This window comes from Oceanirhabdus sp. W0125-5 (genome assembly GCF_027938815.1).
Classification (GTDB): Bacteria; Bacillota; Clostridia; order Clostridiales; family Clostridiaceae; genus Oceanirhabdus.
Window position 1 is genome coordinate 820,740 of the sequence record NZ_CP115913.1, and the last position, 14,261, is coordinate 835,000.

The 14,261-nt window shown below is 33.3% G+C and carries 12 protein-coding genes; all 12 read left to right on the top strand.

From position 1 onward, the window contains the following. Window positions 1-46: 46 nt before the first annotated feature. The 12 genes from ftsH to OW730_RS04075 all read left to right on the top strand — a co-directional run bounded on the left by ftsH (window position 47) and on the right by OW730_RS04075 (window position 14,003). The gene (gene ftsH / locus OW730_RS04020; RefSeq protein ID WP_271227791.1) at window positions 47-2,050 is read left to right on the top strand and encodes an ATP-dependent zinc metalloprotease FtsH; all 2,004 of its coding nucleotides are present in this window, start codon (window positions 47-49) and stop codon (window positions 2,048-2,050) included. Between the two features lie 99 nt (window positions 2,051-2,149). After that, window positions 2,150-2,533: a thioesterase family protein gene (locus tag OW730_RS04025; protein ID WP_271227792.1), complete on the top strand. Its 384-nt coding sequence runs from the start codon at window positions 2,150-2,152 to the stop codon at window positions 2,531-2,533. 19 nt (window positions 2,534-2,552) lie between these two features. Next, entirely contained in the window at window positions 2,553-4,217 is a 1,665-nt protein-coding gene (locus OW730_RS04030; protein WP_271227793.1) for a formate--tetrahydrofolate ligase, read from the top strand. Between the two features lie 451 nt (window positions 4,218-4,668). After that, complete coding sequence (locus OW730_RS04035) at window positions 4,669-6,150, top strand: carboxyl transferase domain-containing protein (RefSeq protein ID WP_271227794.1); 1,482 nt, start codon at window positions 4,669-4,671, stop codon at window positions 6,148-6,150. A 12-nt stretch (window positions 6,151-6,162) separates the two neighbouring features. Then, on the top strand, window positions 6,163-6,474 hold the full coding sequence (locus OW730_RS04040) for an OadG family protein (protein WP_271227795.1): 312 nt from the start codon (window positions 6,163-6,165) through the stop codon (window positions 6,472-6,474). A 28-nt stretch (window positions 6,475-6,502) separates the two neighbouring features. Then, the gene (locus tag OW730_RS04045) at window positions 6,503-6,871 is read left to right on the top strand and encodes a biotin/lipoyl-containing protein (RefSeq protein WP_271227796.1); all 369 of its coding nucleotides are present in this window, start codon (window positions 6,503-6,505) and stop codon (window positions 6,869-6,871) included. A 17-nt stretch (window positions 6,872-6,888) separates the two neighbouring features. Then, window positions 6,889-8,055: a sodium ion-translocating decarboxylase subunit beta gene (locus tag OW730_RS04050; protein WP_271227797.1), complete on the top strand. Its 1,167-nt coding sequence runs from the start codon at window positions 6,889-6,891 to the stop codon at window positions 8,053-8,055. 133 nt (window positions 8,056-8,188) lie between these two features. Then, a complete protein-coding gene (locus tag OW730_RS04055) occupies window positions 8,189-8,968 on the top strand; it encodes a type III pantothenate kinase (RefSeq protein ID WP_271227798.1) in 780 nt (259 codons plus the stop codon). An 18-nt stretch (window positions 8,969-8,986) separates the two neighbouring features. Then, window positions 8,987-9,955 carry a tRNA dihydrouridine synthase DusB gene (dusB, locus tag OW730_RS04060; RefSeq protein ID WP_271229512.1) on the top strand — a complete coding sequence of 323 codons (969 nt, stop codon included), beginning with the start codon at window positions 8,987-8,989 and terminating at the stop codon, window positions 9,953-9,955. A 189-nt stretch (window positions 9,956-10,144) separates the two neighbouring features. Continuing rightward, window positions 10,145-10,624 carry a transcription elongation factor GreA gene (gene greA, locus OW730_RS04065; RefSeq protein ID WP_271227799.1) on the top strand — a complete coding sequence of 160 codons (480 nt, stop codon included), beginning with the start codon at window positions 10,145-10,147 and terminating at the stop codon, window positions 10,622-10,624. A gap of 18 nt (window positions 10,625-10,642) precedes the next feature. Further along, the gene (gene lysS / locus OW730_RS04070; RefSeq protein ID WP_271227800.1) at window positions 10,643-12,151 is read left to right on the top strand and encodes a lysine--tRNA ligase; all 1,509 of its coding nucleotides are present in this window, start codon (window positions 10,643-10,645) and stop codon (window positions 12,149-12,151) included. A gap of 463 nt (window positions 12,152-12,614) precedes the next feature. Further along, the gene (locus tag OW730_RS04075) at window positions 12,615-14,003 is read left to right on the top strand and encodes a glycine--tRNA ligase (protein WP_271227801.1); all 1,389 of its coding nucleotides are present in this window, start codon (window positions 12,615-12,617) and stop codon (window positions 14,001-14,003) included. Window positions 14,004-14,261: the final 258 nt, after the last annotated feature.

The window sequence follows — 14,261 nt, forward strand, 5'->3', positions numbered from 1 at the left end:
ACTATGATAAAATTTTATAGTAACTATCAAGAGAGGGGGATTCAGATTGAAGAAATTTTCCGGTGCATCGGTTTGGATAATGATGCTTGTGATTATATTGGTAGGAACACTGCTTTTTATTAGGCAGGATGTTCAATCAAAACCGATACCGTCAAACTTATTTGTTAAGAATTGGGAAGCTAAGAAAGTTGACGAGATAACAGTAAAAAGAAATGAATCCGTTGATATTATTGAAGGTATAATAGATGAAGACGGAAAAAAAGTTAATTTTACTACAGTAATTGATGCGCATTTATTCACATTACTTATGGACAATTATTACGAAAGTGGGGACCAGGCAAGTAAGTCTATCAAGATTTCTTATGAGGAACCTCCAAAGTATTCAGCGCTTTTCACTTTAATTCCATACATAATATTGATTGTACTATTTATCGGAATTTGGTTCATGATAATGCAACAATCACAAGGTGGTGGAAATAGAGGGGTAATGAATTTTGGGAAGAGTAAAGCTAGAATGGCTACTCCTGATAAAAAGAAGGTTACCTTTAAGGATGTTGCTGGTGCTGATGAGGAAAAAGAAGAGATGGCAGAGATTGTTGATTTCCTCAAGAATGATAAAGCCTATAAAGAAATGGGAGCTAGAATACCTAAGGGAGTTCTTTTAGTAGGACCACCAGGAACAGGAAAAACATTATTAGCTAAAGCTGTTGCAGGTGAAGCAGGAGTTCCATTCTTTACTATATCAGGTTCGGATTTTGTTGAAATGTTCGTTGGTGTAGGTGCTTCAAGAGTAAGGGATTTATTTGATCAAGCAAAGAAAAATTCACCATGTATCATATTTATAGACGAGATAGACGCTGTAGGAAGGCAAAGAGGTGCTGGACTAGGAGGCGGACATGATGAGAGAGAGCAAACTCTTAACCAATTACTTGTTGAAATGGATGGATTTGCAGATCATGAGAGCATTATAATTATTGCAGCTACAAATAGACCAGATATTCTAGATAAAGCTTTATTAAGACCAGGTAGATTTGATAGACAAATAGTAGTTAGTTACCCTGATGTTAAGGGAAGGGAAGAGATTCTTAAAGTACATTCTAAAAATAAGAAACTTGGTAGTGATATAGATTTAAAGGTTATTGCAAAGAGTACTCCAGGATTTACAGGAGCAGATTTGGAAAACCTTATGAATGAAGCTGCACTTTTAGCTGTTAGAGAAAGAAAGCCATTTGTTGTTATGAATAATATGGAGGAAGCAGCTAGAAGAGTTACTACAGGTCCAGAAAAGAAAAGTAAAGTTATTACGGAAGATGAAAAGAAGCTTACTGCATATCATGAGGCTGGTCATGCGGTTGTTAGACATTTAGTTCCAGATAGTGATCCGGTTCATGAGATAAGCATAATTCCAAGAGGTATGGCAGGTGGATATACAATGTATCTTCCAGAGAAAGATACTTCTTATTATTCCAAGAAGAAGATGCTTGGAGATATGAAATCTCTTATTGCTGGTAGAGTTGCTGAAAAGTTGATACTAGGAGATATTAGCTCTGGTGCAAAGAATGATATTGATAGAATGAGTTCTTTAGCTAGAAGTATTGTTATGAAATATGGTATGAGTGAAGCAATTGGTCCTATATCATTTGGAAGTGGTCAAGGAGAGGTATTCCTTGGAAGAGATCTTGGGCATGAAAAGAACTACAGTGAGGAAGTTGCGGCTAAACTTGATGCTGAAGTTATTAAATTATGTAAAGATGCACAAGTTGAAGCGGAAAGAATGCTTAATGAAAATATTGATAAGCTTCATGCTGTTGCTAAAGCTCTTTTAGAGAAAGAGAAAATTAATAGAAAGCAATTCATAGCATTAATGGAAGGTAAGTCTATTGATGAAATTGCATTTGACAGTTCAGGAATTTTCGGTGAATATGATGAACAGGATAATAAAGACACTGAGGATAGCAAAGAATCTAATTCAGATGCAAATGAAACAGCAAGTAGTGTGAATGACGAAGATTCAGATAAAGATAATAATGATGGAAAAGTTCATTTCTAAAATTAGCTCACCTTATGGTGAGCTTTATTTTTACATATTTTTATATAAATATTTGTGTTATAATCAAGAGGAAATCATACAAGAAAGAGGGTGTATTTTATGGAATTTAATATTTCAAATGGGATGAAAACCACTCTAGAGATTACGGTTGGTAAGGAAGATACTGCAAGTAGTTACGGTTCTGGTGCAGTAGAGGTTTTTGCCACACCTGCTATGATCGCATTAATGGAAAACACAGCTAAAACAGTTGTGGATGAGTGTCTTGAAGAAGATTTTACTACTGTTGGAATTGCTATTAGTACTAATCACATTAAAGCTACACCTATAGGTATGAAGGTAAAATGTGAAGCTACTGTGGAAAAGGTTGAAGGTAAGAAAATTGAATTTAAAGTAATAGCATGGGATGAAGTAGGAAAAATCGGGGAAGGATGTCATACTAGGTACATAATTAATGTTGATAAGTTTATGTCAAAATTAAAGTAAAATTTGGGGGGTATTTATTATGAAAACAGATATTCAAATTGCACAAGAAGCACAAATGGATAAGATTGTAGACGTAGCAGCGAGATTAGGGTTAAATGATGATGATATTGATCTTTATGGAAAATATAAATGTAAAATATCATTAGATAAGATGAATAGTGATAAAGAGAATGGTAAGCTAATACTCGTAACGGCAATAAATCCTACTCCTGCTGGAGAAGGTAAGTCTACAGTGACAATAGGATTAAGTCAAGCACTTAATAAGTTAGATAAAAATGCAATAGCAGTTTTAAGAGAACCATCACTTGGTCCGGTATTTGGAATTAAAGGTGGAGCAGCTGGTGGTGGATATGCACAGGTTGTTCCTATGGAAGATATTAATCTTCACTTTACAGGAGATATGCATGCAATAACAGCGGCAAATAACTTGTTATCGGCTGCTATAGATAATCATATACATCAAGGAAATAAGTTGAGAATTGATAGTAGAAGAATTGTATTTAAAAGAGTTATTGATATGAATGACAGAGCACTTAGAAGTATCGTTGTTGGAATAGGTGGAAAGCCTAATGGATTCTTAAGAGAAGATGGTTTTATGATAACTGTTGCATCAGAAGTAATGGCTGTGTTATGTCTTTCAAGTGATTTAATGGATTTGAAGAAGAGAATGGGAGATATCCTTGTTGCATATAACCTTGATGGTGAACCTGTTTATTGTAGAGATCTTGATGTTCAAGGTGCAATGGCCTTATTGATGAAAGATGCTATAAAGCCAAATCTTGTTCAGACATTAGAGAATACACCGGCAATCATACATGGAGGTCCATTTGCTAACATTGCTCATGGATGTAATAGTTTAATTGCAACAAAGTTAGGATTAAAGTTGAGTGATTACGTAGTAACAGAAGCTGGATTCGGAGCAGATTTAGGGGCTGAGAAGTTCTTTAATATTAAATGTAGATATGGTAATTTAAAACCTGAAGCAGTTGTTATAGTTGCAACTGTAAGAGCTTTAAAACATCATGGTGGAGTGAAAAAGGATGAACTTGGAACACCAGATGTGGAAGCTTTAAAGAAAGGTATAAAAAATCTAGAAAAACATATAGAAAACGTAAAGAAATTTGGTGTTAAACCAGTTGTTGCTATAAATAGATTTGTTAGTGATTCAGAAGAAGAATTATCATTTATCGAGGAATTCTGTAATGAACATGATGTCGAGGTCGCTTTAACAGAAGTTTGGGCACATGGTGGAGAAGGTGGAGTACAGCTAGCAGAGAAGGTTCTGAAGATAATTGAGAATAAAGAGAGTGATTTCAAGGTTCTTTATGATGAAAATAGTACAATAAAAGAAAAGATTGAAACTATCGCTAAAGAGATATATGGTGCTGACGGAGTTGAGTTTACTAGAAAAGCTTTAAATAATATTAAGAGTATTGAAAAGTTTGGGTTAGACAAGGTTCCGGTATGTATGGCAAAGACGCAAAAATCACTATCTGATAATGATAAATTAATCGGTAGACCTAGTGGTTTCAATATAACTGTTAAGGAAGTTAAAATATCAAATGGTGCTGGATTTGCTGTTGCTTTAACAGGTGATATTATGACTATGCCTGGATTACCTAAAGTACCTGCTGCAAATAAAATGGATATATCAGATGATGGAGTTATTGAAGGACTTTTCTAATAAAAACATGGCTTAGGCCATGTTTTTTTAATGTACAATGGATAATGTAGAATGTAAAATGATGGATGGTTCTGACACGCGTCAGAACCTATATTTTATTGTTCTTTTGAGTATAATCTTATTACTCATTTTATCATAAGATAAAATATTGTATTTAAAGTACAAGGTTTCATTTGTGTAAATGAAACGAGTAAAATACCCTTGTAAGAGGAACAATAAGATTAAAATTTCACGTAGTGAAATGTCAACCATTATACATTATACATTCTCAATTATACATTTCTTTTAAAGGGTTTTAACGGTGGGAGAGATAATTTTGACAAATGATGGACATTCTTTTAAAAAAATATAATAGTGAATTTATTCTTGCAGATTTCGTATACAAATTGACGTTTTTATGTTATCATAACCATGGATGATATTTTACTTTTGTGTGTTAGGAGGAAAAACAATGGACAAAGTAGATAATTTAGCAGAAATCAAGGCCAAAGCATTGGATGACAGAAAAGTAGATTTGCAGCATAACTTGAATAAAGGGACTGCAAGAGAGAGAATTTTAAGCATTCTGGATGAAGGTAGCTTTATTGAAATAGGTGCCATGTTCGAAAAAAATGGTGGCGGAATCATTGGTGGACACGGAACTATAAACGGAAGATTAGCATTCATTTGCAGCCATGATTACACTGTTAATGGTGGAGCGATAAACAGAAAAAATGGAGAGAAAATTTGTAGAATTATGGATATGGCTGTTGAAATGGGAGCGCCATTAATACAGATGTATGATTCTATTGGAGCTAATATTTCTGAAGGGTTAGATGTTATTGAAACCTACGGAAAGATTTTAAAAAGAAACGCTAAATTGTCAGGAGTGATACCTCACATAGCTGTAATTGCAGGTCCTGCAAAAGGAATAGATTCATTGAGTGCAGGTATGAGTGACTTTGTTTTTGTTGTAGAAGAAAACGCTGAGATGTCATTAAATTCTGAGATGAAAATGACTGAAAGAGAAGGAAGATATATTACTAAAGAGGAGTTATCTTCATCTGATATGTGTTTAAACAGTGGAACAGCTCAAATAAAAGTTATAAATGAAACTGAATTGAGAGAAAAAGTTAGAAAATTAGTTACATATATGCCATCAAACAATAAGGGGATAGTTCCTCAAGAAGATGAGTGTTATGATTTAAATAATATAAATCTTTCCCTAAATGAGATGGTGAATAACGAAGAGATAAAAATAGAAGATGTAATTGAGCAAATTATTGACAATAATTCATTAATAGAAATAAACAAGAATTTTGAGGGTAATACTATTACTGCATTAAGTAAAATCAATGGACTTACTGTTGGAATAATTGGTATCAAGGGTAATGAGGATGAGAACATCACTATCAATACATGTGAGAAAATAAGCAGATTCGTAAAGATTTGTGATAACTTTAGTATACCAATGGTTAATGTTGTTAACAGCAAAGGATTTGTTGCAAGTTTATCTCAAGAGAGACAAGGGTTATCTATTATGGGAAGTAAGCTTATGTCTGCAATAGGTATGAGTGATGTTGGTAAAGTGTCATTAATAGTAGGTGATGCTATAGGTGCTTCTTATCTGGCTTTTGCAAGTAAAGAATTTGCATATGATTTTGTTTATGCATGGCCAAGTGCTAGAATATCAGCAGGTGATCCTATAGAGATGATTAAGAGAGATTTCGCTGATGCTATAACAAATAGTGAAATTCCTAAAAAAGAAGAAGAGAAAATCATAGATGAGAAACTAAGTGAATACATTGACCCATATAAAGCTGCTTATGCTGGATTTGTTGATGATGTTATTGAACCAGGGGAAACAAAAGCTAGATTATTTGCTGTCTTAGATATGTTACAAACTAAGAGAGTGTTAAAATACCCTAAGAAGCATGGTAGTCATCTAATATAGGGAGGAAACAAAATGAGTATAAATTGGATTAGTGAGATTTTATTCTCAATTTCTGCTATGGCAATTGTTTTCGGTGTATTAATTATTCTTATGGGTTTTATTAATGTTATGAGTGTAATTTTTAAGGAGAAGAAAAAGGTTGTAGTTGAAGAAAAGGTTGAGCAATATATAGATGAAACTGCAGTGGAAGAACAAGAGGGCGATGACTGTGAGGTAGTGGCAGCGATAATGGCAGCACTAAGTGCAAGCTTAGATGTTCCTACGGAAAAGCTAATGATCAGAAGTATTAAAAGATTAGATAGATCTTCAAACTGGAGAAACTAGATAAGGATTAATATGAGGAGGATTCAAAATGAAAAAGTATGTTGTAACTGTTAATGGTAATAGATATGAGGTTGAAGTTGATGAGGTTAAAGGAGATTTTTCTTCAAGTGCACATGTAGCAGCACCTGTTGAGAAGCAAGTTTCACCAAAACCTGCAGCAACTCCAAAAGCTGCACCAAAAGCAGGAGAAAAAATCGAAGCTCCTATGCCTGGTACTATTTTAAAAGTAAATGTTAAAGAGGGCGACAGTTTCAAGGCTGGAGATGTGTTATTTATCCTTGAAGCAATGAAGATGGAAAATGAAATAAAAGCTCAAAAAGATGGAAAAGTTGTTCAAGTGATAACTTCACCAAGCTCTCAAGTTAACACTGGAGATGCATTAGCCGTTATTGAATAACGAAAGAGGGTGTATTGATGAATATAATTGAAATAATAACTAAAATACTTGAGAAATCAGGATTTGCCCAACTTACTTTTGGGTCGGTATTAATGATATGTGTTGCATTTATTTTAATATATTTAGCGATAAAAAAAGGATTTGAACCATTATTACTTATACCAATTGCATTTGGTATGATTTTAGTTAATATACCTGGGACAGGAATTGCTCAAGAAGGTGGTTTGTTGTACTATTTAGGATTAGGGGTAAAAAAAGGTATTTATCCTCCTTTAATCTTTTTAGGTATAGGTGTTATGACAGACTTTGGTCCTTTATTGGCAAATCCATCTAGTGTGTTGTTGGGTGCTGCTGCTCAATTCGGAGTTTTCTTCGCGTTTTTGGGAGCACTTGCATTAGGACCACTTACTGAAATGCTTCCAGAATGGTTAGATTTCTTAAAGTTTTCATTTACAGCTAAAGAAGCTGCTGCTATTGGAATAATAGGAGGGGCGGATGGTCCCACAGCAATTTTCTTAACTAATGAATTAGCACCACATCTTTTAGGACCTATTGCTGTTGCGGCATACTCTTATATGGCTTTAATACCTATGATTCAGCCGCCAATAATGAGAGGTCTAACAACAAAAAAAGAAAGAACTATAAGAATGGGGAGCTTAAGAAAAGTTACTCAAAAGGAAAAAATTATATTCCCTATAGCAGTAGCGTGCATAGTAATATTACTTCTTCCTGATGTTGCTGCATTGATTGGAATGCTTATGCTTGGAAATCTTTTTAGAGAATGTGGTGTTGTTGGAAGACTTGCTGACACAGCACAAAATGCTCTTATTAATATAGTAACTATTTTCTTAGGAATATGTGTAGGAACAAAAGCGGAAGCTAGCGTATTTTTAAATCCTAAGACTATAGGTATAGTTATTTTAGGTTTATTAGCATTTACAATAAGTACTATTTCAGGAGTACTTATTGGAAAGCTAATGTGTAAATTAACAAAAGGAAAGATAAATCCTCTTATTGGAGCTGCTGGAGTATCAGCTGTACCTATGGCTGCAAGGGTTGCTCAAAAGGTTGGACAAGAAGAGGATCCTGGTAACTTCTTGCTTATGAATGCTATGGGACCAAACGTTTCAGGAGTAATTGGTTCTGCAGTTGCGGCAGGTATTTTGCTAGCCTTATTTGCATAATGAAAATATATTGTTAAGATGTCTTGTACACTGCTTGACAATTATAGTAAACTTGTTAAAATTAATAGTGGTAATAAGAAATAAAGCAGCTTTTAAGCTGCTTTTTATATATTTATACGAGGCGGTGTAGGCTATGGTATTATTGGTTGATGTTGGAAATTCAAATATGGTCATAGGGGTTTTAAAAGAAGGTAAAAATATTGCTGAGTGGAGATTGTCTACAGATACAAAAAAAACATCAGATGAATACGGGGTGCATCTTCTTCAGTTATTTTCATATAATAACCTTAGTATTGAAGATGTTGAGGGAGTAATTATTTCATCTGTAGTTCCTTATTTAATGCATACTTTAGAGAATGTTATCAGAAAATATTTTAAGGTTAAACCATTAATTGTTGGACCGGGTATAAAAACAGGAATAAATGTAAAGTATGATAATCCAAAAGAGTTGGGTGCAGATAGAATTGTTAATGCTGTTGCTGCTCATGAATTATATAAGAAGCCTGTGATTGTAATTGATTTCGGAACAGCAACAACCTTTTGTGCTATAACGGCTAACGGAGACTATCTTGGGGGAGCAATATGCCCAGGAATAAAGATATCTGCAAGAGCATTGTTTGAAAAAACAGCTAAGTTACCAGATATACGTATAGAAAAGCAAGAGAAGGTTATATGTAAGAATACTGTATCAAATATACAGTCAGGAATATATTTTGGATATGTTGGTCAAGTTGAATATATAGTTAATAAGATGAAGGAAGAAATGAAAAAGTATGATAGTGAAGAAGCATATGTTGTTGCTACTGGTGGACTTGCAAGGTTGATAACAAATGATTCTGAGGTAATAGATGAATTACATCCATTCTTGACTCTTGAAGGTTTGAAAATTATTTACGAGAAGAATAAAGAGTAGGTGAAGATAAAGAGAATGATTAAAATAGGAAATTTTGAAGTACAAAATGAGGTTCTATTGGCACCCATGGCAGGGGTAACAGATATAGCTTACAGAGAGATATGTGTAGAGTGTGGTTGTGGTTTAACATATACAGAAATGGTAAGTTCAAAAGGGTTACATTATAATAGTGAAAATACTGAGAAATTGATGAAGGTTAGTGAGAAGGAATCTCCTGCTGCGATTCAGATATTTGGAAGAGATCCTATTTATATGGCTGAGGCGTGTGAAAAACATATAAATGATAATGATGATTTTGCTATAGTTGATATAAATATGGGGTGCCCTGTTAAAAAGGTTGTTAAAAATGGAGAAGGTTCTGCTCTTATGAAGGAACCTAAAGTTGCAGCTGAAATTGTGAGAAGGATGAAGGCAGTATCAAAAAAGCCTGTTACTGCAAAGTTTAGATTAGGATTTGATTCTGAAAATATCAACTGTGTTGAATTTGCTAAGGTGCTAGAAGATGCTGGTGTTGATGCTGTGGCAGTTCATGGTAGAACTAGAGAGCAAATGTACGAGGGAAAAGCAAACTGGGATTACATTGCTGATGTAAAGAAAGCGGTTAGTATTCCGGTTATTGCAAATGGTGATGTCTTTACTGTTGAGGATGCTATGAAAATTAAAGAGGTTACTAATTGTGATGGAATTATGGTAGCTAGAGGTGTGAAGGGAAATCCCTGGTTGTTTACGCAGATAAATGATTATTTAAAAGGTAAACCAATCACAAAACCAAATGAATTTGATATTATTGAAATGATAATCAAGCATTATAAATTATCTGTAAAGTACTTAGGAGAAGATAAGGCTATCAGAGATATGCGAAAACATACTACGTGGTATATTAAAGGGCTTCATGGGTGTACTGATATTAAAGAAAAAATAAATAGAACATGTTCTTTTGACGAAGTTATGAATATATTATTGGATTATAGGAAAAAATTTGAATAATTATTGACATTAAAATTAGTGTGTTTTATAATTATCAAAATAAAGTATCATATATCTAAGAGAGTAATATGGATTAATAAAATGAAATTTAATATGATAAATTGAATAAATAAAAGTATTAAACTTATAATGAACTGTATAGAATTATAGTACTAATAAATAAATCAGGAATGTGAAGGGGAGAAAGAAATGAGTCAACAAAAAAAATACTATATGACTCCTGAGGGAGTTAAAAAACTTGAAGAAGAAGTAGAATACTATAAAACCGTTAAGAGAAAAGAAGTTACTGAAAAAATTAAAGTTGCGTTATCTTTTGGTGACTTAAGTGAAAATGCTGAATATGATGAAGCAAAAAATGATCAGGCATTTGTTGAGGGGAAAATAGCTCAATTAGAGGCTATGTTAAGAAATGCTGTTATCATAGATGAATCAGAAATTGATAATGAGACTGTAAATGTAGGATGCAAAGTTAAGGTTAAAGATTATGACTTTGATGAAGAAGTAACTTTTAAAATTGTTGGTTCTACAGAGGCTGACCCAATGGAATATAAAATATCTAATGAATCTCCAGTAGGTGAAGCGTTGATGGGTAAAAGAGTTGGAGACATAGTTGAAGTGCCTATACCAGATGGAGTTAGTAAATACGAGATACTTGATATTACAAGATAATGATTAGGAGGAAGAAACATGTCAGATGAAAGACAGGTAGCAATGGAAAATGAATTAAATTTAAATGAACAAATGATGCAAAGAATTGAAAAGCTTAAAACTCTACAAGAAGAAGGAAGAGATCCTTTTGACGTATACAAAGTTAATGTTGATTTCGATTCTAAACAAATCAAGGATAACTTTGAAGAGTTTGAAGGTAAAGAAGTAACATTAGCAGGAAGACTTATGTCAAAGAGAGGACAAGGAAAGGTAGTTTTTGCTGACATACTTGATAAATCTGACAGAATTCAATTATTTGTTAAAATAGACAACGTGGGTGAAGATAAACTTAACGATTTTAAGTCATTTAATATTGGTGACTTTGTTTGGGTAAAAGGTGAAGTATTTAAAACTAAGATGGGAGAGGTGTCTGTTAAAGTAAGAGAATTTGAACTTATTTCAAAATCAATTAGACCTTTACCAGAGAAATTCCACGGATTAAAAGATCCTGATTTAAGATATAGACATAGAGAAGTAGATATGATCATGAATCCAGGTGTAAGAGAAAAAATAGCTAAGAGATCTGCTATTATTTCAGGAATTAGATCTTTCTTAACTGATAGAGGGTTTATGGAAGTAGAAACTCCTACTTTATCTCCAATTGCAGGAGGAGCGGCTGCAAGACCATTCATTACTCACCACAATTCTTTAAATATAGATATGTATTTAAGAATTGCTACAGAGTTATACTTAAAGAGATGTATAGTAGCTGGATTTGATAAGGTTTTTGAAATTGGTAAAAACTTTAGAAATGAAGGAATCGACCAAACTCATAATCCGGAGTTTACTTGTATTGAGTTATATGAAGCATTTGCTGATTATAATGATATGATGGAAATAGCTGAAAATATGGTTGCATACGTGTGTGAGAAAGTAAACGGAACAACTAAGGTTATGTATAAAGGTAATGAAATAGACTTTGCTCCACCATGGAACAGAGTAACAATGGCAGATGCAGTTAAAGATGCGTGTGGTGTTGATTTTATGGCAATGACTTCTGATGAAGAAGCTAGAGAAGTTGCTAAGAAACATAATGTTGAAATGAAGAAAGATTTAAGTCTTTGTACTAGAGGAGAGTTATTAAACACATTCTTCGAAGAGTTTGCAGAGGAAAAATTAATTCAGCCAACATTTATTTTAGATTACCCAGTTGAGGTATCTCCTCTTACAAAGAAGAAGAGAGGAAATGAAATGTTAACTGAGAGATTTGAAGGATTTGTTTGTGGTAAAGAACTTTGTAATGCATATTCAGAGTTAAATGATCCAATCGTTCAAAGAGAAAGATTCCAACAACAAGCTAAAGAAAGAGAGCTTGGTGATGATGAGGCATACATGTTAGATGAAGAATTTATGCATGCACTAGAAGTTGGAATGCCTCCAACAGGTGGGCTTGGAATTGGGATTGACAGACTTATCATGTTCTTAACAGAAAGTTATTCAATCAGAGACGTTATAATTTTCCCAACTATGAAACCAGTTAATAAATAATAATGGAATTAATGAGGAATTGAGAAAAATCTCAATTCCTCATAAAAAAAGTTGATTACTTATATAGTTTTTGGTAGAATATAATAAATTGAATATGACACGTTGATAAAGAGGAGTAGTATTGGACGTTATTATAGAGAGGCTGTGGGTGGTGCAAACAGTTATAACTAAAATATGAATGGCGCTTTTGAGTGAGATAATAAAGATGGGCTTATGCCAAAAAGGGTGGAACCGCGGTTTGAAATCGTCCCTTTGAGGTATGGGGCTTTTTTATTTTTATCTAGTTATTTAGTAAATAATAAATAAGAGATTCAAGTTCAAAAGTTAATTAACACTTGCACAAAACACCTTGAATCTTGGTGATTTTGATACAAGTATTAATTAAGTTTTACTAGTGAATCTCTACATATAATTCAATAGAGGAGGTGAAAACCGTTATATTTATATATATAACGGGTGTGAAATGGCAGTAGAAAAAACAATGGATAAGATAGTTGCTTTATGTAAGAACAGAGGATTTGTTTTCCCGGGGTCAGATATATATGGTGGATTAGCTAACTCATGGGATTACGGCCCATTAGGAGTTGAATTTAAGAATAATGTAAAAAAGGCATGGTGGAAGAAATTTGTTCAAGAAAGTCCTTATAATGTTGGATTGGATTGTGCAATTCTTATGAACCCAAAAGTATGGGAAGCATCAGGACATCTTGGAGGATTTTCAGATCCTTTAATGGATTGTAAAGAGTGTAAAACTAGATATAGAGCTGATAAGTTAGTTGAGGATCACATGACTGAACAAGGTGCAGAGGTTGCAGTTGCCGATGGATGGAGCGATGAAGAGTATAAAAGATACATTGAGGAACATAAGATAGTATGTCCTAAATGTGGAAAATTGAATTTCACTGACATAAGAAAGTTTAACCTTATGTTTAAAACATTCCAAGGTATAACTGAAGAGTCAGCAAATGAAATATATTTAAGACCAGAAACTGCACAAGGTATATTTGTTAACTTTAAAGCAGTTCAAAGAACTACTAGAAAGAAAGTTCCATTTGGTATTGCTCAAATAGGTAAATCATTCAGAAATGAGATTACTCCAGGTAACTTCATATTTAGAATAAGAGAATTTGAACAAATGGAATTAGAATTCTTCTGTAAACCTGGTGAAGATTTAGAGTGGTTTGAGTATTGGAAGAACTATTGTATTAATTTCTTGAAAAATTTAGGTATGAAAGATAACAATTTAAGATATAGAGATCATGGAGAAGAAGAATTATCATTCTACAGTAATGCTACAACTGATATAGAGTATTTATTCCCATTTGGATGGGGAGAGTTATGGGGTATCGCTGATAGAACAGATTATGACCTTAAGAAGCATGCTGAGCATTCAGGAAGTGATATGACATACCTTGATCCAACTACTAATGAAAAATATATACCATATTGTATTGAACCATCATTAGGAGCTGATAGAGTTGCATTAGCATTCTTAGTTGATGCTTACGATGAGGAAGAGCTAGAAAAAGATACGAGAACAGTAATGAGATTCCATCCAGCATTAGCACCATTTAAAGCTGCAGTATTACCTTTATCTAAGAAACTTTCAGAAAAAGCAGAAGAAGTATATGCAATGTTAGCTAAGAAGTTCAACATAGACTTTGATGTAACTGGAAGTATCGGTAAGAGATATAGAAGACAAGATGAAATAGGAACACCTTACTGTATTACAGTTGACTTTGATACTCTTGAAGATAATGCTGTTACTATAAGAGACAGAGATACTATGGAACAAACAAGATTAAGCATAGACGAATTAGTTAAGTTCATTGAAGAGAAAATTGAATTTTAGTATGTAAAGTAAAAGCCGCTGATAACAGCGGCTTTTTATAATGTTTTAAAATTGATGTATCTTGTTTTCTTAATACAATATTTTATCCCAGATAAAATGAGTGAACTCCTATTGTTCTAAAGAACAATAAAATGTAGTTTCTGCGCAAGCAGAAACATCCATCATTCTCCATTCTCCATTATCAATTCTTCATTAGTTTTATCCCGCTTTGCGTGGATAAAACAAAAGAAGTCACTACGCATAGTGACTTCTTAGTGT